The sequence below is a fragment of the Streptomyces sp. RKAG337 genome (assembly GCF_023701715.1).
In the GTDB taxonomy this organism is placed as follows: Bacteria; Actinomycetota; Actinomycetes; order Streptomycetales; family Streptomycetaceae; genus Actinacidiphila.
The window spans coordinates 1,098,955-1,125,689 of the sequence record NZ_JAJOZA010000001.1; the positions used below are offsets into that span (position 1 = coordinate 1,098,955).

A 26,735-nucleotide genomic window follows, 5' to 3' on the forward strand; every position below is an offset into this window, starting at 1 on the left:
TTTGAGTGCCTCCATTGCGCACCCGGATGCAAACGTCCTGCGTGCCCCCTTCGTTCGGCGCGGAGCCGATCCGTGACAACTCGGCCATTCATTTCATCCGCCGCTCCACAGCTGGTGATCGTCCAGCCAGGAGCCGGAGCAGTAGGAGAGCATCGACGACGCCTCCGTGATCGCTTGCTTCGCGACCTGTCCGAAGCCCGGTCGGTATCTGTACGCTGCGCGAGTGATCATTTCCCTTGCCCACCCGCGACCGGCCCTCGGGGCAACTTCGAGCCACCCGGGGCGCTGACATGCCGCCCTTCGTGTACCGCGTCACCCCGTACGATCCCGCGGAACAGGACACGGCGGTAGACCGCAGCATCACACGCATCCCATTCGATTCCCGCGAACGCATCGCCAGCGCCATCGTGGCGGCAGTAGCCGGATTCGCACTCGACGCCGGTGTCAGCCGTATGACGCTCGACAACCCCATGATGGAGGGGTTCTACCCTTTCTCCGTTCGCACGGGACGAGGCGGGCGTGGGTTGGCCGGGCTGTTCCCCAAGGGCACCGCCAGCTATCACGACGGCGCGCGAGTCCCACTTGCCACCGGGCTCGGGCTGCTGCGGGCCATGGTGCTGCGCCAAGGTGCCTGGTGTCGGTTGGGATCGGACGACGGGTTCTTTGTCCATGTCGGCGACAAGGACGACATCTACGTCGGCAGTAACCAGTCGCGGGAGACCGCTGTAGCCCATGCGCGCACTCTGGGACTGTTCGTCGAACAGATCGAAAGGTCCCCGTACGACCCCGTCTCCGATGAGACTAGCCACCAACGGCCTGCCGATGAAGCCTTCTGGACCGAACTCGGCGCTCTCGTCGCCGAGCGCGGCGGTGTCCTCCTGGAGGAGCGCTACGTCGGCAACGCCTACCGCTGGCACCGCTTGACCTCCGCGCCCGATATCGAAACCGTGCGCGAGCAGTTGACGCCGCGTGCGCGCCTGGCGGTCTGGCCCGACCTGACCGACGACATCGAGGCCGTCCGTGCCGCCATCACCCGCCAGGAACGCCTTGAACTGCTCGTCCAGCAGTATCCCGGCGGAGGCTTCCACGCTGCCCGAATCGCCGAACCGGGCATGGGCCGCGCCGATGTCCCCAACCCCCATCTCACGGCCAGTCCTGGCCACCGGGCCGCGCTGATCCCGATAGATCCGGCCGATCGCCACCCTCTCCTCGCCGCTGTCCTGCCCGACTCCGACGGCGTCCTGCGCGCCCGGTGGCGAACCAACCGCACGCGAGCCGACGAACGTCGAGCCTTCATGAGTTCACTGCGGGCAGGAGACATCGTCGCCGGCGTCGTCGCAACCGGCCTGGACGACATCGGGGTGCACGTACACCTGAACAACGACGCCGGCCGCGACCTCGGCTTCCTCCGCGTACCGGAAATGTCCTGGAGCAACTTCGACTCGGTGGACGACATCGTCCCCATCGGCCGGAAGATCCGCGCCGAAGTCCTGCACATCGACTGGGCATGGGAGCAGGTGAGTCTGTCCCTCAAAGCACTCCAACCCGACCCCTGGGAGCGGTACACCGACACTCACCGGACCGGAGACATCGTCCCAGGCACCGTAACCCGGCTGCTGCCGTTTGGTGCATTCATCCGCCTCAGTGACGGCGTAGAAGGCCTGATCCACATCACCGAACTGTCCGGCCACGACGTGGACGTTCCTGAAGGGGTGATCTCGGTCGGCGCTGAGGTACTCGTCGCTCTCCTCGACGTTGACCGCGAACGCCGCCGCATCAGCCTCTCACTCAAGCGGGACCACACGGAATGAATACAGGTCCCCATCGACGGAAGCTGACCGCACGCTCGGAAGGTGCGACGCACCAACGCCCAGGCAGTCATCCTCCGGTCGCGATGGGCCCGGGTGAGACAGGTCCACCCCCGCGCGGCGGGGAGCAGTTGCCGGGCGGGCGCTGCGACTGGTGGACTGAGAATGCCTCTTACGAGCGGGGCCCCAGCGGGACTGTCTCTCTGGGCTGGACTGGCACGAGTTCCGCATGCGGAACTGGGTGATCCGATGGCAACTCCGCACCGGATACCGCAGCAAACACTCCAAACACACGCTCGTCATGCGCAACGGATCAAGTGAAGCCCCCAAAAAGTGGCCTTGACCTGCGGAAAGACGGCGGCGCGACGCGCCACTCACAAGCCCTCACTCGTTCACATTCACCCGCTCGTCTGAGCTGGGGTTGTTCAGCAGCGTGCATGGCGTGTGGTCCCAAAGTGGTCCCACCGCAGTCGACTTCACTCAGTCGGCAAGGTTCTCCACGGGCGGTACGCACGCTCTATCTCGCCTGCGTACTGCCCCAGATGGAAGCGCACTTCCACGATAGCCTCGTCCTCGAAGCCTGGGTACATCAAGTCGGTCCAGACAACCGTCTCACCCCGTAGCCGCACTCGTATGCGAAGTTCGCCCAGATCCGATTCGGACTGCCCATGTGATGCCACGCTCACACTTCGAGCAGCGTCCGTCGGATACAGGGGCCCGCCAGCCCGAAGAAGGTTCCTCGGGTGCAAGCCGACCGCCCTGCTGTCGCTACGCGAGATCATGTCGAGGCCATCGACGAAAAGATACGCGTGTACCGCTGTGCACGCTGGTGGCCCAGGACAGCTGCCAATGAGCAGCGTACTGATCGAACCCGGGCTTCGACTATCGGGCCGTGCAGTCCGAAGCTCGTGCGGGGATCTACGAGGCATCTGCCCCTTGCGGCGTCATGTGCTGATCATACTGACCCACGGGCCCTAGTTTGGAAGACCAGGGATGCGAATGTTGGCTGACCTGGCGGTCCTCTGAACTGGGCTGGAGCGGAACCGTCGCCGTGGATCCCCGTGAGTCCCGCCGCTTCCCGCCGGACCGGGCACGCAACGGGCACCCCGCCGTGCCCCCACAAAGGCGCTGGCGACCTCGGATGTACACGCTATGGCGCGAACAACTTCGGGAATGGGCAGGGCTCCAACGGGTCCTCCGGCCGGTCCGCCCACTTCCACCACACGTGCTTTTGCCGACATCCCCACACCATGCGGCAGGTTCGCTTCCCGTCGTCCTCTCGGCCACAGAGTACGAAGCCACCTGCCTGCAGCCGTTGGCCGCAGTCGGGGCAGATCGGCGGGAGTGAGGACATGCCGCGCACGATATCCGACCACCGAACTTGGCTACACCCTGAGCTTGGGAATCGCCGTGTATGAATCCCGCGAATGGCCAGCTGACCTGCTGAAGCGTCGGATAATCGTGGCTCGGGTCAGACGGTCAAGCGACCTGAGTTGACCGCTGCTTACCGCCGGATCGGGCACGTGCGATGGGCACGGGGATCCGAAGTTCATCCATGGAGTCGCTACAGCGAGGTCGGAGGCCCCTTGCTGGGTGAGCCAAGATCAATACGAGGCGGGCGAAGTCGGCCGGATTCGAACCGGCGTCCTCGCGATTTTGGAGACCGCGCGCGACGACCTCTGCGCTACGGCTTCGCCCGGCCGGGACTCTACCCGACTGCCCGACGACCGCGCCCGGATCGATCATTGTCGTCGTCGCTCCGAGGTCATTCACACCCTTGGTGACGGTGCCGTAAACCGTCGTGGCAGCGATGTCACCGTGAGTTCGAATCGCGCATCCTCCGCAGTCAGAGGTACCAAGTCGGCCCCCGACCAGGGATATCAGTCGGGGGCCGCTCTTGTTCGGTCTTGCCTGCCGGTGACCGTGGTCCCCGTGAGCTCCCGACGGATCGGGCACGGGAGGGGCACGGCGCTACTGGGCCTGGCTGGGCGCCGTCGACCACTGCTGAGTAGCGTCGGACGGCCGAGGGACAGGCCGGGTGATCACGCTTCCCAGTCGTGTCTTAACCTCCTCGGATGGATGACTCCCCTTGCTTCTGCCTGCTGTGCTCGCCTCCCAAGGACGGCCCTGCTCGGGATGAGCGGGATCGGCAGGTAGCCAGCAGCGTGAGCGACTTCGGCTGGCATGTGATGGGCGTCGGCGCTCAGAACGAAACCCCCGCCGACTGGGCGTACTCGATCGGCCTATGGCACACCCTCCGCAGTCCCGAGGTCTGCGTCTTCGGGCTACGTGTCGAGACGATGATGCGCATCGTGAACACGGCTGGAGCCGCGATACGGGACGGCCACCCCCTGGCGCCTGATCAGCGGCGGGACGACATTCTCAATGACCTCGACGTGGCGATTCGCCCGGTGGATTCAAGCTGGTACCAGGACTTCTTCGGCGCCGGTATCGACTTCTACCAGGCGCCCCCTCTGCCGGTGACCCAGCTTTTCTGGCCTGACAAGGCGGGGCGTTTTCCGTGGGAAGACGGGGTCGAGGACTACTGCCGGACGAGTCAGCCGTTGCTCTGGATCTCGAAGCAGGAGACCGCTGGGCCTTGGGCCGACGTGACCCCCTGAGGTTGGTGGAGCGGCTTGGCCGGCCCCCGCGCCACGACGTTCCTTGCTGCCATCCCGTCTGCCGTCGTCCCACACTTTGTGGAGCGGGCGTGGTTCAGGGCGTCAAGGTGGAGCGCGCCACTGTACGAACGACCTTGACGCCCTGGGCCGCGACTGCTCGGCTCTGCCTGGGACGACGGCAGGCGGGATGGCAGCCCCTACCTCGACCACGAACTGCCCGCGGTCGCCGTCCGGGTTTCCGCCATCCCAGAGTCGGAGCGCCCCCGCCGGAGGCTGTCTGCGCCTCGATGGCTGGCAATCCGCGCAAACGGCCCTGCCCCCTGCCCGGAATGGAGGCGAGGCCGCGCCAGGCGACGGCCGGCGCCGCCGCCCTGTGCGCGGCCCTCTCTCTGAGAGAAGACTGCTTGCAGACCCTGAGACGCCCGGAGCTACGGGCCAGCGGCGAGCGCAGCGAGTCGCCTTGATCTAGTAGAGAAACTCTGTCCCCAAAGCCAACGGGCCGCCTGGCGCGCGCCGTTGAGAGCGTCCAATGGCTTGGATCGCACGCGATGGTTACCTGCATCGAATCAAGTGGATCCCGACCCGAAGGGGCCCTGACCTGCGAAAAGGCGGCGGCTCGACGCGCCTCTCACAAGTTCTCACATTGTGAATCGGACAATACAGACACCAGAGACCGCCCCCGCAATGCGGAGACGGCCTCTGACCTGCGTAAACACCGTCGGGACGACAGGATTTGAACCTGCGACCCCTTGACCCCCAGTCAAGTGCGCTACCAAGCTGCGCCACGTCCCGGTGCTCGGTCGTTCTGGGGTTGTTTCCCCGGGCTGACCGCGCATGAGAACAATACCGCACTTGGGGCGGTGTCTGCTCACGCCTTGGGGTCGGCGGGGCGATCTTGGTGGAGAGGGGGGTGGGGGGAAGTTTGAGTAGGTGTACTCATGTGGCGTGGGCCACAGTTGTTCAGGCTGGTGGCATGACGAATCCGATTCAGCAGCAGACGACGGCGGCGTACTTCGCGCAGGCGGCCATTTCGTTCGGGATCGCGCTGGGGAGCATGGGGCTGGGGGTGGCGTACCTGCCGGTCGGGGCTTGGGTGCGGGCGTTTCTGGGGGTGGGGCTGATGTATTTGGTGACCTCGGCGTTCACGCTGGCGAAGTGCGTGCGGGACCGGCAGGAGGTGGGGCAGGTGGTCAGCCGGGTGGATCAGGCGCGGCTGGACAAGCTGCTCGCGGAGCATGATCCGTTCCGGGTGGACGGGGTCTGAGGCCGGGCCGCCGCGGGCGGGCGGGCGTTTCCGGGGTGGGGGCAGGGGCAGACGCCCGTTCGACGAGGGAGGTCGGGCGTGGATGCTTCGATACGGCGGGCCCGGACTGCGGGCCGGGCCGCGGCAGGCGGTAGTGCGGTCGAGTGGGCGGCACGGTGGGGGATCGCCACGCGTGGCGTGATCTATGTACTGATCGGCGCGCTCGCGATCCAGGTCGCCCTGGGCGGGAACGGGAAGCAGGCGGACCGCGGCGGCGCCGTCGAGCAGATCGCCGGGCAGCCGTTCGGCAAGGTCATGGTGTGGGTGGTCGGGCTCGGGCTGGTGGGCATGGCGCTGTGGCGGCTGTCCGAGGCGCTCTTCGGGGCCGCCGGTCCCGACGGGCACAAGACGTCGAAGCGGCTCGCCTCGGGCGGGCGGTTCGTGTTCTATGGGCTGGCCGCGTATTCGGTGATCGCTTTCGCACTGGCGAAGAGCGCCTCCGAAGGCGCCAGCCAGGGCGGATCGAGCGACCAGCAGTCCAAGGACTGGACGGCGAAGGTGCTGGACCTCCCCTTGGGCCAGTGGCTCGTGGGCGCCGCCGGGGTGGCGCTCGCCGCGGCCGGTCTGTGGATCGTGGTCCGGGCCGCGCAGCGGAAGTTCCGTAAGCATCTGAAGCTGGGCGAGATGTCCCGGCGGACCCGTCAGGTGGTCGAGTTCCTGGGGGTCGCCGGCGGGGTCTGCCGCGGTGTCGTCTTCGCGACGGCCGGCGGGTTCGCCGTGGCGGCGGCCGTGAAGTACGACCCGGATCAGGCCAAGGGGCTCGACGACACCCTGCGCTCCTTCCGGGAGACGCCGGCCGGGCCCTGGCTCCTCGTCGCCATCGCGGTGGGGCTCGCCCTCTTCGGCGCGTTCTCGTTCGCCATGGCACGGTGGCGCAAGATCTGACATCTCCTCCAAGCCTCCGGCCATCCTCTTGCGAGGCTCTGAGCTGCGGTGATCCATCTTCTAGCCAAGCGTTGCGATCCGGTGCGGGCTTCCGCACCGGATCGCTTCCGCGTTCGCCGCCTGCCCGCCGAGTACCTCTCGTGGCTGACGGCCCTCAGTCTCAAGAGGGGGGTTCCAACCGTTCTCGCGGGCGATCCGGTGGCGGTTCGCGGCGGCCAGGATGGGCAGGAAGAGCCCGGTACCCAGGGCGTCACCCAGGGAAGGACCTCTCCGCATGGCCACCAAGAAGCCCGTCGTCCTCGGACTCGCCGTCGGCGGCCTCGGCCTCCTCGTGGCGGCGGCGCTCACCATGCCGCAGGTTGTGGACTGGTACCAGGGACGCCACCTGGCGGAGGCGGAGTACTCCTCGGGCAGCGAGGCGAAGAAGTCCCGGGACTCGGTTCCGCGCTGGCTGCCGGACGAGGCGACGGCCGTGAAGTACCGGATGTCGACCACGGGCGGCGACCGGCTGCTGAGGGCGACGCTCGCCGACGGGAAGCTGCCGGCCGGATGCAAGCAGGGCGCGGGCAGCGGGCGGGCGCACCTCCGGGCCGACTGGTTCCCGAAGGGGACGGACAAGGAGGGGACCGCGGCGTGCGGGGCCTACAACGTGGTGCTCAAGGGCACCGATCTGTATGCCTGGCAGGACCACGCCGATTGGGTGAAGGCGAAGCAGGCGGGATCCGACGCGCCGTAGGGAGCAGTGATTTCCTGTTTGCGTCGGTATGTCCCGGGGCCATGTGGCCGCCGTCGAGGCGGCTGAAGCACCCGAGGAGTTCCCGATGAGACGCGCACTGGCCGTGGCCGCCGCCCTGACGGCGGGCTGCTGATGCCCGGCACCATCACCTGCGCCAACACCTGCCCGGCCGTCCCACCGTGGATGCGGTGACGGGGGCGGGGGCTGGGGCGGGGGGCCGGGGGCTGGGACGTCTGCTCAGGGTGTTTCCCGTGGGGCCGGGAGCGGCGTGCTTCCCGGTTCCGGCAGCGTCTTCGGGTCGGGTGCGCCAGGCGGAACTGGCGCGCCCGGCGGCTCCGGGGCGGGCGGGCGTATGTCGTCGCCGGTCTGCGGGCCGGCCGGATCCGCGGGGCGGGCCCGCGTGCGGTTCGCGCGGCGGACGGCGTCGTCGGCACTGTTCTGGGCGCCGAGCGAGCCGAAGTAGAAGCCGGCGACGGTGGCGAGCACCGTCATCAGCGACGTGACGATCGTCTTGCGCAGGTCGCCGGAGTCGCCGCCCGAGGAGAGCATCGCGACCGCCAGGGCGAAGCTGACGAGGGCCAGGATCAGTACGGCGATGATGCTGCGGGTCAGGCCGCGCACACCGCGCGGTTCGCGCAGGTCCCGCAGCAGCTCACGGACGTCGCTGCTCGTGGCCGCCTGGCCGATCAGCTCGTCGGTGAGCTGCTGGCGCCAGGCGGTGGCCCGGCGGACGTCGATGATCAGGGGCAGCACCGCGATCACGGCGATGATGATGACGACGACCGCGATGAGAACGAAGGCCCATGGCCCCTTGAGGCCCGGGATCGGTTCGGCGGCCGCGAATTCCGCGCCCGCAAGTCCGTTCATCCGCATACCCGTTGCACCCATGCCCGCCCCATACCCACCGTGATCGAACCCGTACCCCTGGTTCCCGGTGGGGGATGATCCCAGCGGCCGACATCAATCGTCAACCGCGCCACGGGAGTTGGTGAGCGGGTGCTGGCGTGCAGGGGGTTGGTGCGCGGCGAAGTACGCGGCCAGGTCGGCGTCGAGCGGCGGTACGGTGCGCGGGGTGCCGCCGTCCCGGAGCGAGGCGGTGGCCTGGACTCCGGCGGCGACCGCCATACGGGCCGCGACGGGTGAGGTGTCGGTGGGTCCGCCGTCGCGCGCGAAGCGCAGGAACTCGTCGATGAGGAGCGGGTCGGCGCCGCCGTGGAAGGCGTTGTCCTGGAGATCGGGGACGGGGTGGACGGCGTCGGCCTCCGGGCGGTGCCCGGAGCGGCGCGCGTTCCAGACCTTGACCACCGCTCCGGGCCCGTCGCCGAAGTTCTCCAGGCGGCCGGCATCGCCGATGACGGTGTAGTTGCGCCAGTAGTCGGGGGTGAAGTGGCACTGCTGATAGGCGGCCAGGACGCCGTTGTCGAGGCGCAGATTGACGAGGGAGACGTCTTCGACGTCGATCACGGGGTTGAGATTCCGCTGGGAGCGCGGCGGCCAGTTGTCGTCGTCGAGCCAGCCGGCCGCCTTGGGCTCGCCGGGGGCGCGGCGGTCGGCGTCCGGCGCGCCGTAGACCATGAGGTCGCCGAGCGCCTGGACCTGGCGGGTGTAGCCGCCGGCGAGCCAGTGCAGGACGTCGAGGTCGTGTGCGGCTTTCTGCAGCAGCAGACCGGTGGTGCAGCGGCGTTCGGCGTGCCAGTCCTTGAAGTAGAAGTCGCCGCCGTGACCGACGAAGTGCCGTACCCAGACGGTCTTGACCTCGCCGATGTCCCCGCGGGTGATGAGGTCGCGCATGAGCCGGATGACGGGCATGTGGCGCATGTTGTGGCCGACGTAGAGGCGGGTGCCGGTCTCGTACGCCGTGCGCAGGATCGCGTCGCAGCGCTCGACGGTGATGTCCAGCGGCTTCTCGACGAGGACGGGCTTGCCGGCGCGCAGCGCCTCGCAGGCGAGGTCGGCGTGGGTGTGGTCGGGCGTGAGGACGAGGACCGCGTCGATGTCGGCGGAGCCGAGAATCGTACGGTGGTCGTCGGTCACGGCCGCGCCCGGGAAGCGGGCTGCCGCCTCGGCGCGGACGGCGGGGTCGAGGTCGGCGACGGCGGCCACGCGAGCCCCCGCGCCCGGCCGGTGCGCGGTTGCGGCGAGGCTGCCGCGCAGGCCCAGTCCGATGACGCCGATGCGGAGGTCGTCGTCCGGCCGGCGGGACCCAGGAGTCACGTCCGGCCGGCGGGACCCGGGGGCGTTGGCGGGATGCGCGACCAGAGCCGGGGCGTTGGCGGGATGCGCGGCCGGGGCCGGAGCGTTGGCGGGATCCGCGGCGGAGGCTCGATCGCCCGGCGGTTGGGAGTTGGTCATGGGCGGTCCCTTCGGAAGAGCCCCGCGCGAGCCGGGCAGGAACGGGAACGACGAGAGCAGTGACGACGAGAACGACGAGAACGGCGAAGACGAGAGGAGAGGGAACAGGAGGAGCGGGAACAGGAGGGACGGCCCACCCCCGTCCGGCCGCGATTCGCAGTCGGCACATAGGGTTGGCCTCAACCTAGTAACCGCTTACTATCTCGGTCAACACCTCACCTCGGAGCTGATGTGACCTTGCCCCCCTTCCTCACGCTGCCCCCCACCGACCGCGTGCGTTCGCCCCGCACCGGCTGGACCCGCGCGCACTGGGAGGCGGTGGCGGACCGGATGCTCGACGGGCTGGTGCCGTACGCCTCCCCCGGCTTCGCGCAGTACCGGCTGCCCGGCCGCAACAGCTGGTCGGGGGTGGTGTCCGACGGGCTGGAGGGCTACGCGCGCTCCTTCCTGCTGGCCGCGTTCCGGATCGCGGGGGCCGGCGGCGAGGTGGACGCGCGGCTCATCGAGCGGTATGCCGCCGGGCTCGCGGCCGGTACCGATCCGGACAGCGGTGAGGCCTGGCCCGCGCTGACCGACTGCTCGCAGCAGATGGTCGAGGCGGCGTCGGTGGCGATCGCGCTGCACGAGACACGCCCGTGGATATGGGACCGGCTCGACGAACGGGTCCAGGCGCGGGTCGTCGACTGGTTCTCCGGTTTCGTCGGGCACCGCACCCACGACAACAACTGGCGGCTCTTCCAAGTGGTGTCCGAGCAGTTCCTGGCCTCCGTCGGCGCGCCGTTCAGCCAGTCCGACATCGACGGCGGGCTGGACCGCATCGAGGACTGGTACGTCGGCGACGGCTGGTACACCGACGGGGACGGCCGCAACTTCGACTACTACATCGGCTGGGCGATGCATCTGTACCCGCTGCTGTGGGCGCGGATCGCGGGAGAACCGGACGGGGAGCGCGCCAAGGTCTACAAGGAGCGGCTGTCCCAGTTCCTGGCGATCTACCCGCACTTCTTCAGCGGCGACGGCGCCCCGGTCCACCAGGGACGTTCGCTGACGTACCGATTCGCCTCCGTCGCCCCGGTGTGGATGGGGGCGCTCACCGATGCGACCCCGCTGGAGCCGGGGGTGACGCGGCGGCTCGCCTCCGGGGTGCTGCGGCACTTCGTGGAGCGCGGAGTACCCGACGAACGCGGGCTGCTGTCGCTCGGCTGGCACCAGCCGTTCCTTCCCACCACGCAGGGGTACTCGGGTCCCGGGTCCCCGTACTGGGCGAGCAAGGGCTTCCTCGGACTGCTGCTGCCGGCCGATCACCCCGTGTGGACCGAGCGGGAGCTAGCGCTCCCGGTCGAGGAGGCCGACCAGTACACGGCACTCCCCGCTCCCGGCTGGCTGCTGCACGGTACGAAGCACGACGGGATCGTCCGGCTCGTCAACCACGGCAGCGACCACTACGGCTTCGAACCGTCCGGCGGCGCGGACGACCCGCACTACGCCCAGCTCGGCTACACCACGCACACCGCGCCGAACGCCGCCCCGCACGCCTGGCGGCACCGCGTCGACAGCCACCTCGCGCTGGTCTCCCCCGACGGCACGCCCTCCCACCGGGGACGGATCCACCCGCTGACGGCGGCGGGCCGGACCGCGTCCTCCTGGCACACCGTCACCTTCCCGGCGGACGAAGGCGTCCCGGCCGACGGCGGGTCCGGAAGCGAAACCGAGCCCGGAACCGCGGAGTACCGGATCGAGACGGCGAGCGTTCTGCACGGACCGTGGGAGGTCCGCGTGCACCGCGTCGAAGCCCCGGCCGGGGTGACGGTCCGGGAGGGTGGTTACGCGGTCGCGGGGACGGAGCTGCCATGGGGCGAGAGCGGCCGGGGGTGGGCGTGCGCCCGTACCGCGGACGGGCTCTCCAGCGCGCTCGTCGGACTGTACGGCTGGGACGAGGACGGTGACGGGTCCGCCGCGGTGCACCGCGAGGTGGAGGCGAACGCGTTCGGTCCGCACTCGGCCGCCCCGTGCCTGAGCTCCGGGCCGCACCCCGGCGGGAGCAGCGTCCACGCCACCCTCGTCGCGCTGTCGGGCGACTCGGTCCATCCGCGGGCGCTGCGCGAGGCGGTCACCGTGACGGTCCTCGATGGTGACGGCGGCACCGGCGTACGTGTCTCGTTCCCCGACGGAACGGTGCTCACCGTCTGACCCGCCGTCCACCGCACCGCACCGCACCCCGCCCACCCCACCCCAAGCCACCCCACGCCGTCCGGCTCGGCCGCCCGGCCCGCCGATTTCACCATCGGGTTCCGCTGCCGCCGACCGAGGGGGCAGGCTGGTCCTGTGCCCTCGATCGGCGGGCGGCGCGGGGGTCCATGCCCCGGGTCGTGCGCGTCGTGCATGTCCGTTGTCATTGATGTCGATGATGTCGAAGTCCGGTGTCGTCCAGGTGAGGAGCAACTCCCATGCACGAGGCGCTGCGTCCCGCGGCTGTCCCCTACTACGAGGACCCCTCCCCCGGCAGCGGCGCGTTGCCGCCGCGCGCCTGGTGGAGTACGTCGGACGCGCGGTACGTGAGCCTGAACGGGGCCTGGCGGTTCCGGCTGTCGGAGACCGCCGACGCGCACGGAGACGACTTCGCCCGGCCGGAGTTCGACGCCACCCGCTGGGATCTGCTGCCGGTGCCGGCGCACTGGCCGCTGCAGGGGCACGGCTCGCCCGCGTACACGAACGTGGTGTACCCGTTTCCCGTCGATCCGCCGCGCGTTCCGACCGAGAACCCGACGGGCGACCACCGGCGCTCCTTCGACCTGCCGGACGACTGGCCGGGCGGGGCGGCGCTGCTGCGCTTCGACGGTGTGGAGTCGTGCGCGCGGGTGTGGCTCAACGGTACGGAGCTGGGCACGTTCAAGGGCAGCCGGCTGCCCGTCGAGTTCGAGGTCGGGGAGCTGCTGCGGCCGCGGGGGAACGTGCTGGCGGTGCGCGTCCACCAGTGGTCGTCCGGCAGTTATCTGGAGGACCAGGACATGTGGTGGCTCCCGGGGATCTTCCGGGAGGTGACGCTGATCGAGCGGCCGGAGGGTTCGGTCACGGACTTCTTCGTGCACGCCGACTACGACCACACCACCGGCACCGGAACGCTGCGTGTCGACTGCGAGCCCGGTGGCAGCGTCACCGTCCCCGAGCTGGGCCTGGACCTGGCGACCGGGGAGAGCGCGACCGTGCCCGTCGAGCCGTGGTCCGCCGAGATCCCGCGCCTGTACGACGCGGAACTGGCCACGGAGGGCGAGCGGATCCCGCTCAGGATCGGCTTCCGGACGGTGACCGTCGAGGACGGCGTGTTCCAGGTCAACGGCCGCCGGATCCTCCTGCGGGGCGTCAACCGGCACGAGTTCCACCCCGACCACGGCCGGGTGCTGGATCTGGAGACGATGCGGCAGGACCTGGTGCTGATGAAACGGCACAACATCAACGCCGTCCGCACCAGCCACTACCCACCGCATCCGGCCTTTCTCGACCTCTGCGACGAGTTGGGGATGTGGATCGTCGACGAGTGCGATCTGGAGACCCACGGCTTCGAAGTGATCGGCTGGCGCGGCAACCCGGTCGACGACGAGCGCTGGACGCCCGCGCTGCTGGACCGGGCCGGGCGCATGGTCGAGCGCGACAAGAACCATCCGTCCGTCGTGATGTGGTCGCTCGGCAACGAATGCGGGACCGGGCGGGGGCTGTCGGCGATGGCGTCGTGGATCCGCGACCGCGATCCGGACCGTCCGATCCACTACGAGGGCGATCCGTCCTGCGCGGACACCGATGTGTACTCGCGGATGTACGCCGGCCACGCCGAGGTCGCACTCATCGGGAGTCGCACCGAACTCCCGCTCCCTGATGTGGAGTTGGATGCGAAGCGACGCGCCCTGCCGTTCCTTCTGTGCGAGTACGCCCACGCCATGGGCAATGGCCCCGGCGGGCTGAGCGAGTACCAGCGGCTCTTCGAGACGCACGAGCGCTGCCAGGGCGGGTTCGTCTGGGAGTGGATCGACCACGGGCTGCGGCAGCGCACCCGCGCCGGGGTGGAGTTCTTCGCCTACGGCGGCGACTTCGGCGAGGAACTGCACGACGGGAACTTCGTCTGCGACGGGCTGGTGTTCCCCGACCGCACTCCGTCGCCCGGTCTGATCGAGTACAAGAAGGTCATCGAGCCGGTCAGGATCGACGGGGACGGCGCGGCCGGCATCGTCCGGATCACCAACGGGTACGACATCGCGGATCTGTCGTCGCTGTCGTTCCGCTGGACGTACGAGGTGGAGGGCAAGGCCGTCGACTCCGGTGATCTGGAGGTCCCGGCGCTGGCGCCCGGCGCGGCCGTCGAGCTGAAGCTGCCCCGGGCGCCGGGCGGCGGATCCGGCACCCCGGCAGGTGACGGTGAGGCCTGGTGGACGGTGCGGGCGGCGCTCGCCGACGACACGGGCTGGGCACCGGCCGGACACGAGGTGGCCTGGGGCCAGTTCGCCGCAGCGCCGCCCGCGACCCCCGCGGCCCATGCGGCCCCCGCGACCCCCGCGACCCCCGCGGCCCCTGCGGCCCCGACCGAAGCCGCACCGACCGAAGCCGCACGCACCAAGGCACCGCGCCGTGCCGAGGGCGGTGTCGTGCTGCTCGGGCCCGGCACGTTCGACGCCGCCACCGGCGCGCTCAGGTACCTGGACCACTTCCAGATCGCCGGAGCGCCGCGGCTCGACGTGTGGCGTGCGCCGACCGACAACGACGCGGGTTCCGGCCGGCATCCGGACCTGCAGCTGGACCGGCGGTGGCGGGAGGCCGGTCTGCACCGGATGCGGCACCGGCTCGACGGGGTCACGATCGGCGCCGACGCGCTGACCGTCACCACCCGGGTCGCGCCGGCGGCCGGGGACCTCGGCCTGCGCACCGTCTTCACCTGGACGGCGACCGACGACCGGCTGCGGCTCGCGGTGGACGTCACCCCGGAGGGCGACTGGACCGTCCCGCTGCCGCGGATCGGGCTGCGCCTGGGCGTCTGCGGCAGCCTCGGCGGCGTCGAATGGTTCGGCGGCGGTCCCGGCGAGGCGTATCCCGACACGCGGGCCGCGTCCCGGATCGGGCGGTACACGAGCACGGTCGACGCGCTGCAGACGCCGTACGTCAGGCCGCAGGAGAACGGCGCCCGGGCCGATGTCCGCTGGGCGCGGCTGCGCCGCGAGGACGGGCAGGGGCTGCTGATCACCGGTGACCCGGAGTTCTGGTTCACCGCGCGGCGCTGGACCGGGGAGCAGCTCGACACGGCGGAGCACACCTACGACCTCACGCCGTCCGAGACGATCTGGCTCAATCTGGACCATGGGCAGCAGGGCATCGGCAGCGGGTCCTGCGGGCCGGGGGCCCTGCCGCAGCACTGGCTCACCGCTGCCCCGGTGACCTTCTCCTTCACGTTCGGCGCTCTGGAGACCACATGATCCGTCCCTACCGCCCCGCGGACCTGCCCGCGCTCTACGACATCTGCGTACGCACCGGCCAGGAGGGCGAGGACGCGCGGCCGTACTATCCCGACCACGATCTGCTGGGGACGATCTTCGCCGCCCCGTACGCGCGGCTGGAGCCGGAGCTGACCTTCGTGGTGGACGACGGGCAGGGCACCGCGGTCGGCTACATCCTGGGGACGGCCGACACCGCCGCCTTCGTGAAACGGTTCCGCGGCGAATGGCTGCCGGAGGTGGCGGACCGCTACCCGGCACTCACCGGTCCGGTGCCGACCACCCCGCACGAGACGATGGTCGACCTGCTGCACCGGCCGGAGCGGATGCTCGTGCCCGAGCTGGCGCCGTATCCGGCGCATCTGCACATCGATCTGCTCCCCGAGCACCAGGGGGCGGGCCACGGGCGGGCGCTGATGGAGACGTTCCTCGGAGCGCTGGCGGCCGCGGGCGTCGGGTCGGTGCATCTGGGGATGGCCACGGCGAACGTCCGGGCCCGGTACTTCTACGACCGCATGGGCTTCCATGAGATCGCGGTACCGGACCCGGGGCCGCTCACCTACCTGGGGCGTGCCACTTCGTAGTCCTCGGCACCGTCGGCACCATCAGTACCGCCGGAACCGTTAGCACCGCCTACACCTTCAGCGGGTGCCTCGGACACGGCATCCGGTGCGGCATCCGGTGCGGCGTCCCGTGCCGCGTCGGAGGCCGGAGCCGCGTACTGCGGCCAGCCGCCCGCCGGCGGTACCGCGATCGAGCGCCACCACCAGTCGTCCGGGAGATCGGCCGAAGGCTCGAACGGCGCGCCGGGACGCGGGGTGGCGATCTTCGCGCCCCGCTCCCTGGCCGCCGCGAGCGTGCCCTCGGCGGGGTCGGCCCACGGGTGCGGGGCGAGGTTGAACGTGCCCCAGTGGATCGGCAGCATCGCTCCGTGGGGCGTGCCGCCGGACAGGTCCACGTGCGCCTGCATGCCTTCCGCGGGCGTCATGTGGATGTCGGGCCAGAACTCGCTGTAGGCGCCGATCTGGATCATCGTCGCGTCGAACGGGCCGTGCTGCTCGCCGATCTCGGCGAAACCGGGGAAGTACCCCGTGTCGCCGCTGTGATAGATCCGGTGGTCACCGCTGGCCACCACCCAGGACGCCCACAGGGTCTGCTGGCGGCCGCGCAGGCCGCGGCCGCAGAAGTGCCGGGCCGGGGTCGCGGTCAGCGTCAGACCGTCCACCTCGGTCGACTCGTTCCAGTCCAGTTCGTGCAACCGCTTGGGGTCGATGCCCCAGTGCTCCAGGTGGGCGCCGACGCCGAGCGGCACGGCGAAGACCGTGTCCGTGCCGACCAGCGCCTGGATCGTGGGCATGTCGAGGTGGTCGTAGTGGTCGTGCGAAATGACCACCACGTCCACCGTGCCGAGCGACTTCAACGGGACCGGCACCGGGTGCACGCGCTTCGGACCGGCGAACGCGAACGGCGAGCAGCGGTCGCCCCACACCGGGTCGAAGAGCACCCGGCGGCCGTCGATCTCGGCCAGCACCGTCGAGTGGCCCATCCACGTCAGCCGCAGCCCCGACGCCGGCGGCGCCGCCAGGTCGGCGAGCGTCGTCGGATGGACCGGCACGGGGGCGGCGGGCCTGCGCAGCGCCCGCGCCTCCTTGCGCATGTTGCCGGGCAGCGCCTTGAGCAGGCCCCCGCTGGGCGTGGAGCGGGCACCCACCGGGTTCTGGAAGACGCCGTCGGCGTAGTTGGGTGACGCGAGAATCCGCTCCAGTCGCGCGCCGACCGGATCGGCGCCGAAAGCAGCAGGTCGCAGTGCGGTGAGGCGGGAACCGGTCACGGCACCTCCAGCAGGGGGGCGGTCAGTCGATGTCACCCTGCCAATTCTGCCTTGTCAGGCGTCCGTCCCGAAGCGGCGGCTCCCGCCGACCGACCACACATCGGTGATCAGGCCGTCGGAAACGGCCAGAATGTCGATACCGCTCACCGAGATCACTCCCGCGCCGTCCGGGTCGGGACGGGTGGCGCTCCAGCGGCAGCAGACCTGGCCGGCCGGCCCGCCGTCGGCGGTGGCGGCGAAGTCCACGAGCGCCGCGCCGTGCATGCGGTAGACCAGTCCTGGCTTGGCCTCGCGGTGGGCGGCGACGAACGGGACCAGGCCGCCGGGACCGCGCAGAGCGTCGGTGTCCGCTTGCGGAATGGCGTTGCCGAAGTGGATACGGAAGCCGGGGGTGAGGATGCGGTCGGCGACGGGGAAGTCGCCGTTCCACAGGTCCGTCCAGTCCTCGAACAGTCCGATGCCGAGCCGGCGGAAATCGGTGCCGGTGGTGTCGGTGGTTCCATTGGTCGCAGTGGTTCCACTGGTCGCAGTGTTTCCGGTGGCCGCAGTGTTTCCAGTGGTCGCAGTGTTTCCGGTGGTCGCAGTGTTTCCAGTGGTGCTGGTGTTCAGGTCGACGGTCATGTCCGTGCCTTCCTTCTCGGTGTGATCACCATCTTCGAAGGGGCCGGCGACACCGTCCTGTCGGTGTTTACAACGTGCCGTCGGACTTTCCCGGAAGAGCGTCGACCAGGTCCGCGAAGCCTTCGAGACCGATCAGCTCCCAGCCCGGACCGTCCAGCTCCGCGCGGTCGATCCGGCGCGGCGGCGCCGTCTCGTCCAGCGCCCGCACCGCCTGGATCCGGTCCATCCGGAACCCGCGCACCGCCTCGCGCAGCCGGCACCAGGCGATGAGGTACCACTGCTCGCCGCCGAGGAACCCGAGCGGCTCCACCAGCCGCTCGCTGGCCACGCCCTCCCGGTCCTCGTACGAGAGCCGCAGCACGCGGCGGCTGGCGAGCGCGTCCTGCAGGACGCGCGGAACGGTGGCGCGCCGTTCGTCGCGGGCCAGTACGTGCACGCGGTCGGCGAACTCGCCGGTCGCGGCGCGCTCCCGGGCGGGCATGACGGCCAGCACCTTCTGCAGCGCGCTGCGCGCGGCTCCGGCGAACGGCGTGCCGTCCAGCGCGTGCAGACCCACCGCGAGGGCGGTCGCCTCCGCGGGGGTGATGGTCAGCGGCGGGAGCGTCTGCTCCTTGTCCAGGACGTATCCGCCGGTGCGGCCCGGTTCCGCGTAGATCGCCACGCCGGACTGCTGCAGCGCGCTCAGGTCACGTTCGATGGTGCGGCTGCTCACCTCGAAGCGCTCCGCGAGCCACCTGGCGCTGCGCGGGCGGGGCGCGACCGCGCGCAACTCCTCGACCAGGGCGTACAGCCGGTCGGTCCGGTTCACAGCGTGCCGCCCCGTCTCGGAGGTGTCATTCCACCACCGGACTGTAGGTCAGCCCGACATGGTCCTGCACCGGCAGGTAGCCCAGTCGCCGGTAGAGCGCGTTGCTGGTGGCGTTGGCCAGGTCGGTGAAGAGCAGCACCTCGTCCACTCCCGCGTCGCGAGCCGCCCCGCTGACCGCGGCGGTCACTCCGGCCGCGTAGCCGCGGCCCCGGTGCCCCGGCGGGGTGTAGACGGCGACGACGCGGACCATCCCCGCGAGCGGACGGGTGATTCCGGCCATCGCCACGGGAGCGCCGTCGACCTCCCACACCGTGACGCCGCCATGGCTGAGGCGGTCGTCGACGAACGTGGCGGCGTTCAGGCCCTGTTCCTCGATCTCGGCGGCGAAGGCCTCGTACCACTCCACCAACAGCTCCCGGTCGCCCGTACCCGCGGTCCTGGCGCGGCCGGCCGGGGCGGGCTCCGGCGGCGCCAGCTCTCCGAGCCGGAACAGCCGCAGGTTCTTGTCGAGTTCGGCCGCCGCTCCGGTACGGGACCGCCAGGCATCGGCGAAGGCCGCGGCCGTGTCCCGTTCCCCCGGATGCCGGTCAGCGCGCGCCCCGTCCCGTCCCACACGCCCGCCAGCTCCGCGAGGGCCTCCGGCGGTCCCTGGGTCAGGAGCGGCGGCAGCGGCGGGGTCTGCAGGAAGGCTGCGGCGACGGTCCCGCCGGTGTCCCGCCACCAGCCGAACAGCGGCGGGTTCTCCCCGTACGCGTCGAGGCCGCGGTGCCGCAGCCCTTCGGCGACGGTGATCAGTACGGTGTTCTCCACCGCGCGCGCCCGCAGGAAGCTGCTCGCGGCCGTCAGGAACGCGTCGAGATCGTGTGTCGTGTGCCAGCTCATGCCGCATCCTGCCCCGCGTGCCACCACCCCCGCACCACGTTTTCGTTGCGCCGCGCGGTGGCAGATCTTCCGCCGCACCTGTCAAAGGTGCAGGTCAAAGGCGTTCACCCCGGCCGATTGGTGGCGCAACACAACGGCAACACCACTTCGACCCGACCCTCGGTATGGTCCCTGGGAACGCAGCGCACCGACACCGCCGCCGCCACCACCGCCGACACCGACACCGACACCGCGGCCGTCGGACCGCAGACCGCGGACCCCCGGTCCACGGACCGCAGACCCCGGAACCAAGACCTCAGACCGGAGAGCCCGATGCCCGCCGAGCGCACCCGTGAGCACACCGCACCGGTGGCCGCCGCGCGCCGCCGCCGGTTGCGGGCGGACCAGGCCCGGCAACTCGCCGACCTGCTGCGGCGGCAGGTGCTCCTGCAGGGGTTCCCGGCCGGGCTGCTGCCGCACGAGGACGCGCTCGGCGCCGACTACGGCGTCTCCCGCAACACCGTCCGCCAGGCACTCGACCTGCTGCGCGCCGAACAGCTGGTGGAGCGGGTGCCGGGCGTCGGCACCGTCGTGGTCGGCGCCAAGTACCCGCACGGTCTGGACCGGCTGATGGGCCTCGCGGAGACGCTGCACGAGCACGGGCGGGTCACCAACGAGGTCCGCACGATGGCGCCGGTCCCGGCGCCCGCGCCCGTCGCCGAACGGCTGCGCCTGGAGGGTCAGGACCCGGACGTGCTGTACATCGAACGGCTGCGACGGCTCGACGGGCTGCCGCTCTCCCTGGACCTGACCTACGTCCCGATGGACGTCGGCATCGAGCTGCTCAGCGCCGACCTGGAGAACACCGACATCTTCCGGCTGCTCGAGGAGATCACCGGACAGCCGCTGGGCACCGCCGAGATCACCCTGGAGGCCGTCAACGCCGACGCGCACTCCGCCGCCGTGCTCCAGTCCCCGCGCGGCGCCGCCGTGCTGATGCTGGAACGGCTCACCCATCTGTCCGACGGCCGCCCGGTGGATCTGGAGTTCATCCGGTTCCGCGGCGACCGCATCACCATGCGCGGACTGCTGCACCGCTCCGTCTGACCGCCCGCGCCCTTTCATCCTTTTCATCCTTCGTCCATCTTCCTGTTCTTCAGGTCCTCCGAGGAGACAGCCATGCCTGTCGTACCCCAGCGCGCCGACGTACCGGTGACGATCGACGAGTCCAGGTGCATCGACGGCTGCACGCTCTGCGTCGACATGTGCCCGCTCGATTCGCTCGCCATCAATCCGGACACCAACAAGGCCTTCATGCACGTGGACGAGTGCTGGTACTGCGGCCCCTGCGCCGCCCGCTGCCCCACGGACGCGGTCACCGTCAACATGCCGTACCTGCTGCGATGAGGGGTTTCGCGATGAACGGACGGGTCCGCAGGTATCTGACCGCCGTGGCCGGCGCCGGGCTGCTGCTGCCGCTGGCCGGCTGCGGCGGGGACGCGGGCGCGGACGGTGGCAGGACCGTCACCGTCTCCGTCGGCTACCAGTCCAAGACGATCAACACGGTGACCGCCGGCACGCTGCTGCGTTCGCTCGGGTACTTCGAGCGTGCGCTGGGCGAGCTGGGCAAGCGCGACGGCGTGACGTACAAGGTCGACTGGCAGGACTACGCGACCGGTGCGCCGATCACCGCCCAGATGATGGCGGGGAAGGTCGACATCGGCTCGATGGGCGACTACCCGCTGCTGATCAACGCGGCGCGCGGCAAGCAGATGAAGGCGCCGACCAAGCTGGTCTCCGTCACCGGGTACAACCTGCGCGGCGGCCTCAACATGGTGGTCACCAAGCCGGACTCGACACTGTCCTCGCTGGCGGACCTGCGCGGGAAGAAGGTCTCGACGAGCGTGGGGTCCGCCGCCGACGGCACGCTCGTACGGGCTCTGCAGAAGGCCGGCATCGACGCGGACAAGGACCTGCACAAGCTCAACCAGCAGCCCGCGGTGGGCGCGTCCGCCCTGCAGTCCGGCGGCGCCGACGCACTGTCGCAGTTCGTCGCCTGGCCTGGTCTGCTGGTCTTCCAGGGCAAGGCGAAACCGCTGTACGACGGTGCCGCGCTCAACGTGCCGACCCTGCACGGCGTCACGGTCCGCGCGGCCTTCGCCGGCCAACGGCCCGCCGTCGTCGACGCGTTCCTCACCGCGCAGCTCCAGGCGACCCAGTACCTGCACGAACACCCGCTGGCGGCCGCGCAGCAGGTGGCGAAGGCGACCGGGCTGCCGCCCGAGGTCGTGTACCTCTACAACGGCGCCGGCGGTATCGCCACCTTCGACCCGACGCTGAAGCCGCAGCTGCTGAACGCGCTCAAGCAGGACGTGCCGGTGCTCGCCTCCGCCAAGCTCGTCGACTCCGTCGACGTGGACGGCTTCACCGACGACCGCTATCTGCGGCGGGTCTACGGCGCCGGATACGCCAAGTCCCTGGCGTCCGCGGCCAATCCGGCGCCGGTCAGCGGCACCGACCCGGTGTGCGGGGGCCAGGCGAACGATCCGGTGACGGCGAGCGAGAGCTGGCTGTCGGGCGAGGACCGCACGACGGCGTTCACCACGCCGAGCTGCCTGCTGCGGTACGTCAAGCAGCACCCGGGGAAGGTGCGGGCGGGTTACGTTCCGGACGCACTGACCGGCACCCGCTGGTTCGCCGACTCGTCGGTATGGGCCGAGGACCCGGCCGCCGCCCCCAACGCCCGCTTCCAGCCGTTCACCACGCCCGCCAACGCCCATGACTGGATCGCGGGCCACCCCGGCACCCGGCTCGTCAGCTATGACGCCGCGCTGCGGGAGTCGCCATGACGACGGCGACGGCATCCGGGACGACGGCCACGACGAAGCCGAACAGGTCGGGACGAACGCGGGTCGGGCGGCTGCCGTGGGGGCGCTACTGCGTCCGTGTGGCCTCGCTGGTCGCGTTCCTCGGACTGTGGCAGCTGCTGACCGTCCGGCGCGTCCATCTGTGGGTGCACTTCGAGCAGTTGCCGACGGTGGTCCAGGTCGGGCGGGAGTTCGGCACCCGTCTGACGGGCGGACCGTACTGGCAGGACCTCGGCGACAGCCTGGTGCGGATCGTCACCGGTTTCGCCCTCGCCGCCGTGCTCGGTGTGACCGTCGGTACCGCGATCGCACGGTCACGGGTCGCCCGCGACATCCTCGGCCCGGTGCTGGAGGTACTGCGGCCGATCCCGGCGATCGCGCTGGTGCCCGTCGCGATCCTGCTGTTCCCGACCAATGAGCAGGGCATCGTCTTCATCACCTTCGCCGCCGCGTTCTTCCCGATCCTGGTCAGCACCCGGCACGCGGTGCGGGCGCTGACCCCGGTGTGGGAGGAGGCCGTGCTCACCATGGGCGGCGGCCGGTGGCGGGTGCTCGCCCAGGTGGTGCTGCCTGGGGCGCTGCCGGGCATTCTCGGCGGACTGTCGGTGGGGATCGGGGTGTCGTGGATCTGTGTGATCTCCGCCGAGATGATCTCCGGTGAGTACGGGGTCGGCTACCGCACCTGGCAGGACTACACGGTCGTGGATTACCCGGGCGTGCTGGTCGGCATGGCCACCATCGGCGTCCTGGGGTGGATCACCTCCGCCGCCGTGGAACTGCTCGGGCGACGGGTGACGCGCTGGCTGCCGCGGACCGAGTCCGGCGACCACGACCGGGCGGGATACAGGACCGGCTACCGGGCTCCGGGCACCCTGCGGCGGACGGCCGTGTCCGAGCCATCAGTGGCCGAGCCGGAGCCCGAACGTGAGAGCAGGAAGGTGCACCAGTGACCAACACCCGTGTCAGTGCGACCTCGCCGGACTCCCTGCCCAGCCCGGCGCCGCCCGGTGTCCGGCTGACGCTCGACGACGCCACGATCGGCCGCTCCGGCAGGCCCGTCCTGGCCGGGCTCGGGCTGGATGTCGCGCCGGGCGAACTGCTCACGGTCGTCGGCCCGTCCGGCTGCGGCAAGTCCACGCTGCTGCGCACGCTCGCGGGCCTGCTGCCCGTGCTGGCCGGGCGGGTGACGCAGGACGGCGTGCCGGTCGGCCGGCCCGGTGCCGACCGGGCGCTGGTCTTCCAGGAGGACGGCCTGCTGCCCTGGCGGACCGTTCGCCGGAACGTCGAACTGCCGCTCGCCATACGGCGGGTGGGGCGCGCGGAACGCCGCACCCGGGCGGCCGGCTGGCTCGGGCGCGTCGGGCTCACCGGCCGTGAGCAGGAGCTGCCGCACCGGCTCTCCGGCGGGCAGCGGCAGCGCGTCCAGCTGGCCCGCGCGCTGGCGGGTGAGCCGCGGGCGCTGCTGATGGACGAGCCGTTCGGCGCGCTGGACGCGCAGACCCGGGCCGGGATGCAGCAGTTGCTCGTCGAGGTGCTGCGGTCGTCGCAGGCCACCGTCGTCTTCGTCACGCACGACGTGGACGAGGCGGTGTTCCTCGGCGACCGGATCGCCCTGCTCGGAACGGACGCCGACCGTCCGGTGCGGCTCCTGGACGTCCCGCACCCGCGCGAACGCGCCGCCCACGGCGAGCCGGGGACCGTCGCGCTGCGGCGTGAGGTGCTGCAGTCCCTCGGCACGTGAACCCCGCCCGCAACGCCCCCGTACAGCACCCGCCCCGTACCTGAACCGCCCCTGAACCGGCATGTGAAAGGCCCCCGATGGACATCCCCGCACTCCACGACGCCGAGGAACTCCGCTGCGACGTTCTCGTCATCGGCGGTGGCACGGCCGGCACCATGGCGGCCCTGACCGCCGCAGAGAACGGCGCGTCCGTGCTGCTGCTGGAGAAGGCGCACGTCCGGCACTCGGGCGCGCTGGCGATGGGCATGGACGGCGTCAACAACGCCGTCATCCCGGGCAGTGCGGAACCCGACGACTACGTCGCCGAGATCACCCGCGCCAACGACGGCATCGTCAACCAGGTCACCGTCCGGCAGACCGCCACCCTCGGCTTCGCCATGGTGCAGCGCCTGGAGCGCTACGGCGTGAAGTTCGAGAAGGACGAGCACGGCGAGTACGCGGTCCGGCAGGTGCACCGGTCGGGGAAGTACGTGCTGCCGATGCCCGAGGGCAAGGACGTCAAGAAGGTCCTGTACCGGGTGCTGCGGCGGCGCGAGATGCGGGAGCGGATCCGGATCGAGAACCGCGTCATGCCGGTGCGGGTGCTGACGTCCGGTGGCCGGGCGGTCGGGGCCGCCGGGTTCAACACCCGGACCGGGCGGTTCGTGACGGTCAGGGCCGGCGCGGTGATCCTCGCGACCGGCGCGTGCGGCCGGCTCGGCCTGCCGGCCAGCGGCTATCTGTACGGCACCTACGAGAACCCGACGAACGCGGGTGACGGCCATGCGATGGCGTACCACGCGGGCGCCGAGCTCAGCGGGATCGAGTGCTTCCAGATCAACCCGCTCATCAAGGACTACAACGGTCCTGCCTGCGCCTATGTCGCCAATCCGTTCGGCGGTTACCAGGTCAACCGGCACGGTGAGCGCTTCGTCGACTCCGACTACTGGTCGGGCCAGATGATGGCCGAGTTCGCCCGTGAGGTCGCCTCGGAACGCGGGCCCGTCTATCTCAAGCTCAGCCATCTGCCCGAGGAGTCGGTGGCCGCGCTGGAGACGATCCTGCACACCACGGAACGGCCGACCCGCGGCACGTTCCACGCCGGGCGCGGGCACGACTACCGCACCCATGACGTGGAGATGCACATCTCCGAGATCGGGCTGTGCGGCGGCCATTCCGCCTCCGGCGTGTGGGTCGACGAGCACGCCCGCACGACCGTCCCCGGGCTGTACGCGGCCGGTGATCTGGCCTGCGTACCGCACAACTACATGATCGGGGCGTTCGTCTACGGCGATCTGGCCGGCGCGGACGCGGCCACCGCGCACGAGGTCTTCGAGGGCGACCTGCCGGCCGACCAGCTGCGGGCCGCGCACGAGCTGGTCTACCGTCCGCTGCGCCACCCCGACGGGCCGCCGCAGCCGCAGGTCGAGTACAAGCTGCGCCGGTTCGTCAACGACTACGTCGCCCCGCCGAAGAGCGGCGCGCGGCTGTCGCTCGCGGTGGAGACGTTCCAGCGGATGCACGGCGACATCGAGTCGATGGGGGCCAGGACCCCGCACGAGCTGATGCGCTGCGCGGAGGTGTCGTTCATCCGCGACTGCGCGGAGATGGCGGCCCGCTCCTCGCTGGCCCGTACCGAGAGCCGCTGGGGGCTGTACCACGAGCGCACGGACCATCCCGTGCGCGACGACGCGGACTGGCTGCACCACCTCAACCTGCGCAAGGGCGCGCGCGGCGAGATGGAGTTCCTGACCCGGCCGGTCGCTCCGTACCTCGTGCCGGTGGAGGGCTTCGAGCCGGACGGCGAGCGGGCGGTGCGGGTGATCGGCGAGGTGCATCCGGAGCAGGTGGCCACGGCGGGGCCGCGGGACGTGGCACCGGTGGGCTCGGGGGCCGCTCCGGTACGCGCCGGCGGGCCGGTCGTCGCGGCTCCGGCGGCCGGCGGCGGATCGCCCCGGATCCTGGACCTGCTCGCGCTGGCCGACGGGCAGCCCGGGCTGTCCGACATCGAGCCGTATCTGGCGGACCCCGATCCGGCCGTGCGGCGTACCGCCGTCACGACGTTGACCGAGACATCGCCGGACGGCACCGGTCCGGCGCTGGCCCGGGCGCTGGCCGACCCCGACGCGGGGGTCCGGGAGGCGGCGGCCGCGTCGCTGCTGGAGCTGGTCGAGGTCCTTCCGGCGGATGAGCAACTGCGAACGCCGCTGGTGGACGCCCTGGGTGTGGACGATCCGCGGGTCAGGGCGGCCGCACTGTACGTACTGCGGGCGCTGCGGCTCGGCGAGGCGGCGCTGTTCGGCGGCACGCTCGACGACCCGGACATCGAGGTGCGGATCGAGACCGTCCGCGCGCTGCTGTCGGTCGACGCCGTCGACGTCCTGGCGCGCGCCGCCGCCGACCCCTCCCGCGAGGTACGGGTCGCGGTGGCCAAGGGTCTGGGGACGGCCGACGGCGCGCTGCCCACGCTGAAGGGGCTGATCCAGGACGGGGACCCGCTGGTGCGGGCCGCCGCCCTGGAGGCGCTGGCGGGCGCGGGCTGCCCGCCGCCGCTGGACTCCGCGGCGGCGGCCGCCCTCGACGACCCGGCCTGGCAGGTCCGCAGGGGCGCCGCCGCCGCGCTGGGCGCCGCGGATCCCGCGCTCGCGCTGCCCGCCCTGCTGGCCGCCGTCCGCGATCCGCACGCCGACGTCCGCAAGGCCGTCGTCCTCGCGCTGCTCCCGCACGGGGGCGGCCCGGGACCGGTCCTTGCGGCCCTGGCGGCCGCGGCGGACGACACCGACGCCGACGTACGCGCCTACGCCCGGCGGGCGACGGGAGCGGCCGTCTGAAGGTGTCTGCGGAGAGG

Annotated in this window: 21 protein-coding genes and 2 tRNA genes; 14 read left to right on the top strand and 9 right to left on the bottom strand. The window is 71.0% G+C overall.

From position 1 onward, the window contains the following. Positions 1 to 93: 93 nt before the first annotated feature. Positions 94 to 231, bottom strand: a complete 138-nt coding sequence (locus LNW73_RS04830) for a hypothetical protein (protein ID WP_250989059.1) — start codon at positions 229 to 231, stop codon at positions 94 to 96. A gap of 71 nt (positions 232 to 302) precedes the next feature. On the opposite strand from LNW73_RS04830, the gene LNW73_RS36275 reads away from it, so the two are divergent. After that, complete coding sequence (locus LNW73_RS36275; protein ID WP_250989060.1) at positions 303 to 1,811, top strand: S1 RNA-binding domain-containing protein; 1,509 nt, start codon at positions 303 to 305, stop codon at positions 1,809 to 1,811. A 1,616-nt stretch (positions 1,812 to 3,427) separates the two neighbouring features. Here LNW73_RS36275 and LNW73_RS04840 read toward each other — a convergent pair. Continuing rightward, positions 3,428 to 3,502: transfer RNA gene (locus LNW73_RS04840), tRNA-Trp, on the bottom strand. Between the two features lie 381 nt (positions 3,503 to 3,883). Here LNW73_RS04840 and LNW73_RS04845 point away from each other — a divergent pair. Then, positions 3,884 to 4,429 (top strand): DUF4262 domain-containing protein, encoded by a 546-nt coding sequence (locus LNW73_RS04845; RefSeq protein ID WP_250989061.1) that lies wholly within the window; start codon positions 3,884 to 3,886, stop codon positions 4,427 to 4,429. A gap of 718 nt (positions 4,430 to 5,147) precedes the next feature. Here the strand turns inward: LNW73_RS04845 and LNW73_RS04850 are convergent. Then, positions 5,148 to 5,221 (bottom strand) — tRNA-Pro (locus LNW73_RS04850). Between the two features lie 181 nt (positions 5,222 to 5,402). Here LNW73_RS04850 and LNW73_RS04855 point away from each other — a divergent pair. The 3 genes from LNW73_RS04855 (at position 5,403) to LNW73_RS04865 (ending at position 7,353) form a co-directional block, all read left to right on the top strand. Beyond that, positions 5,403 to 5,693, top strand: a complete 291-nt coding sequence (locus LNW73_RS04855; RefSeq protein ID WP_138358286.1) for a YiaA/YiaB family inner membrane protein — start codon at positions 5,403 to 5,405, stop codon at positions 5,691 to 5,693. Between the two features lie 90 nt (positions 5,694 to 5,783). Continuing rightward, the gene (locus tag LNW73_RS04860; RefSeq protein ID WP_250992805.1) at positions 5,784 to 6,617 is read left to right on the top strand and encodes a DUF1206 domain-containing protein; all 834 of its coding nucleotides are present in this window, start codon (positions 5,784 to 5,786) and stop codon (positions 6,615 to 6,617) included. Between the two features lie 274 nt (positions 6,618 to 6,891). After that, on the top strand, positions 6,892 to 7,353 hold the full coding sequence (locus tag LNW73_RS04865; RefSeq protein WP_250978547.1) for a hypothetical protein: 462 nt from the start codon (positions 6,892 to 6,894) through the stop codon (positions 7,351 to 7,353). Between the two features lie 237 nt (positions 7,354 to 7,590). Here the strand turns inward: LNW73_RS04865 and LNW73_RS04870 are convergent, their stop codons facing one another. Together LNW73_RS04870 and LNW73_RS04875 are read right to left on the bottom strand one after the other, a co-directional pair. Then, on the bottom strand, positions 7,591 to 8,220 hold the full coding sequence (locus LNW73_RS04870; protein ID WP_250989062.1) for a hypothetical protein: 630 nt from the start codon (positions 8,218 to 8,220) through the stop codon (positions 7,591 to 7,593). 93 nt (positions 8,221 to 8,313) lie between these two features. Continuing rightward, positions 8,314 to 9,705, bottom strand: coding sequence for a Gfo/Idh/MocA family protein (locus tag LNW73_RS04875; protein ID WP_250989063.1), 1,392 nt, complete (start codon positions 9,703 to 9,705; stop codon positions 8,314 to 8,316). A gap of 231 nt (positions 9,706 to 9,936) precedes the next feature. On the opposite strand from LNW73_RS04875, the gene LNW73_RS04880 reads away from it, so the two are divergent. From LNW73_RS04880 to LNW73_RS04890, 3 genes are all read left to right on the top strand, one after another. After that, positions 9,937 to 11,895: a DUF2264 domain-containing protein gene (locus tag LNW73_RS04880; protein WP_250989064.1), complete on the top strand. Its 1,959-nt coding sequence runs from the start codon at positions 9,937 to 9,939 to the stop codon at positions 11,893 to 11,895. Positions 11,896 to 12,152: 257 nt separating this feature from the next. Continuing rightward, the gene (locus LNW73_RS04885) at positions 12,153 to 15,161 is read left to right on the top strand and encodes a glycoside hydrolase family 2 TIM barrel-domain containing protein (RefSeq protein ID WP_250989065.1); all 3,009 of its coding nucleotides are present in this window, start codon (positions 12,153 to 12,155) and stop codon (positions 15,159 to 15,161) included. Continuing rightward, positions 15,158 to 15,763 (top strand): GNAT family N-acetyltransferase, encoded by a 606-nt coding sequence (locus LNW73_RS04890; RefSeq protein ID WP_250989066.1) that lies wholly within the window; start codon positions 15,158 to 15,160, stop codon positions 15,761 to 15,763. The genes LNW73_RS04885 and LNW73_RS04890 overlap by 4 nt, the downstream gene beginning before the upstream one ends. On the opposite strand, the gene LNW73_RS04895 is transcribed toward LNW73_RS04890, so the two are convergent. From LNW73_RS04895 to LNW73_RS04910, 4 genes are all read right to left on the bottom strand, one after another. Further along, a complete protein-coding gene (locus LNW73_RS04895) occupies positions 15,739 to 17,010 on the bottom strand; it encodes an MBL fold metallo-hydrolase (protein WP_250989067.1) in 1,272 nt (423 codons plus the stop codon). The genes LNW73_RS04890 and LNW73_RS04895 overlap by 25 nt on opposite strands. 54 nt (positions 17,011 to 17,064) lie before the next feature. Further along, the gene (locus LNW73_RS04900; RefSeq protein ID WP_250989068.1) at positions 17,065 to 17,631 is read right to left on the bottom strand and encodes a nuclear transport factor 2 family protein; all 567 of its coding nucleotides are present in this window, start codon (positions 17,629 to 17,631) and stop codon (positions 17,065 to 17,067) included. Positions 17,632 to 17,698: 67 nt separating this feature from the next. Beyond that, positions 17,699 to 18,439 (bottom strand): helix-turn-helix transcriptional regulator, encoded by a 741-nt coding sequence (locus tag LNW73_RS04905; RefSeq protein ID WP_250989069.1) that lies wholly within the window; start codon positions 18,437 to 18,439, stop codon positions 17,699 to 17,701. Between the two features lie 25 nt (positions 18,440 to 18,464). Further along, the gene (locus LNW73_RS04910; RefSeq protein ID WP_308407639.1) at positions 18,465 to 19,052 is read right to left on the bottom strand and encodes a GNAT family N-acetyltransferase; all 588 of its coding nucleotides are present in this window, start codon (positions 19,050 to 19,052) and stop codon (positions 18,465 to 18,467) included. A 581-nt stretch (positions 19,053 to 19,633) separates the two neighbouring features. On the opposite strand from LNW73_RS04910, the gene LNW73_RS04915 reads away from it, so the two are divergent. The 6 genes from LNW73_RS04915 to LNW73_RS04940 all read left to right on the top strand — a co-directional run bounded on the left by LNW73_RS04915 (position 19,634) and on the right by LNW73_RS04940 (position 26,718). Next, positions 19,634 to 20,407 (top strand): GntR family transcriptional regulator, encoded by a 774-nt coding sequence (locus LNW73_RS04915; protein ID WP_250989070.1) that lies wholly within the window; start codon positions 19,634 to 19,636, stop codon positions 20,405 to 20,407. Positions 20,408 to 20,479: 72 nt separating this feature from the next. Further along, positions 20,480 to 20,707, top strand: coding sequence for a 4Fe-4S dicluster domain-containing protein (locus tag LNW73_RS04920; RefSeq protein ID WP_250978538.1), 228 nt, complete (start codon positions 20,480 to 20,482; stop codon positions 20,705 to 20,707). An 11-nt stretch (positions 20,708 to 20,718) separates the two neighbouring features. Further along, on the top strand, positions 20,719 to 22,149 hold the full coding sequence (locus LNW73_RS04925) for an ABC transporter substrate-binding protein (protein ID WP_250989071.1): 1,431 nt from the start codon (positions 20,719 to 20,721) through the stop codon (positions 22,147 to 22,149). Continuing rightward, positions 22,146 to 23,117: an ABC transporter permease gene (locus LNW73_RS04930; RefSeq protein WP_250989072.1), complete on the top strand. Its 972-nt coding sequence runs from the start codon at positions 22,146 to 22,148 to the stop codon at positions 23,115 to 23,117. The genes LNW73_RS04925 and LNW73_RS04930 overlap by 4 nt, the downstream gene beginning before the upstream one ends. Continuing rightward, positions 23,114 to 23,908 carry an ABC transporter ATP-binding protein gene (locus LNW73_RS04935; protein WP_250989073.1) on the top strand — a complete coding sequence of 265 codons (795 nt, stop codon included), beginning with the start codon at positions 23,114 to 23,116 and terminating at the stop codon, positions 23,906 to 23,908. Before LNW73_RS04930 ends, LNW73_RS04935 begins: the two co-directional genes overlap by 4 nt. Positions 23,909 to 23,985: 77 nt before the next feature. Then, the gene (locus LNW73_RS04940; RefSeq protein ID WP_250989074.1) at positions 23,986 to 26,718 is read left to right on the top strand and encodes a fumarate reductase/succinate dehydrogenase flavoprotein subunit; all 2,733 of its coding nucleotides are present in this window, start codon (positions 23,986 to 23,988) and stop codon (positions 26,716 to 26,718) included. Positions 26,719 to 26,735: the final 17 nt, after the last annotated feature.

Excerpts from the sequence above, each read along its gene's own strand:
- LNW73_RS04925 (WP_250989071.1), top strand. The coding sequence starts at position 20,719 with ATGAACGGACGGGTCCGCAGGTATCTGACCGCCGTGGCCGGCGCCGGG.
- LNW73_RS04940 (WP_250989074.1), top strand. The coding sequence starts at position 23,986 with ATGGACATCCCCGCACTCCACGACGCCGAGGAACTCCGCTGCGACGTT.
- LNW73_RS04845 (WP_250989061.1), top strand. The coding sequence starts at position 3,884 with ATGGATGACTCCCCTTGCTTCTGCCTGCTGTGCTCGCCTCCCAAGGAC.
- LNW73_RS04920 (WP_250978538.1), top strand. The coding sequence starts at position 20,480 with ATGCCTGTCGTACCCCAGCGCGCCGACGTACCGGTGACGATCGACGAG.
- LNW73_RS04885 (WP_250989065.1), top strand. The coding sequence starts at position 12,153 with ATGCACGAGGCGCTGCGTCCCGCGGCTGTCCCCTACTACGAGGACCCC.
- LNW73_RS04875 (WP_250989063.1), bottom strand. The coding sequence starts at position 9,705 with ATGACCAACTCCCAACCGCCGGGCGATCGAGCCTCCGCCGCGGATCCC.
- LNW73_RS04855 (WP_138358286.1), top strand. The coding sequence starts at position 5,403 with ATGACGAATCCGATTCAGCAGCAGACGACGGCGGCGTACTTCGCGCAG.
- LNW73_RS04830 (WP_250989059.1), bottom strand. The coding sequence starts at position 231 with ATGATCACTCGCGCAGCGTACAGATACCGACCGGGCTTCGGACAGGTC.
- LNW73_RS04930 (WP_250989072.1), top strand. The coding sequence starts at position 22,146 with ATGACGACGGCGACGGCATCCGGGACGACGGCCACGACGAAGCCGAAC.
- LNW73_RS04890 (WP_250989066.1), top strand. The coding sequence starts at position 15,158 with ATGATCCGTCCCTACCGCCCCGCGGACCTGCCCGCGCTCTACGACATC.
- LNW73_RS04870 (WP_250989062.1), bottom strand. The coding sequence starts at position 8,220 with ATGAACGGACTTGCGGGCGCGGAATTCGCGGCCGCCGAACCGATCCCG.
- LNW73_RS04900 (WP_250989068.1), bottom strand. The coding sequence starts at position 17,631 with ATGACCGTCGACCTGAACACCAGCACCACTGGAAACACTGCGACCACC.
- LNW73_RS04865 (WP_250978547.1), top strand. The coding sequence starts at position 6,892 with ATGGCCACCAAGAAGCCCGTCGTCCTCGGACTCGCCGTCGGCGGCCTC.
- LNW73_RS04915 (WP_250989070.1), top strand. The coding sequence starts at position 19,634 with ATGCCCGCCGAGCGCACCCGTGAGCACACCGCACCGGTGGCCGCCGCG.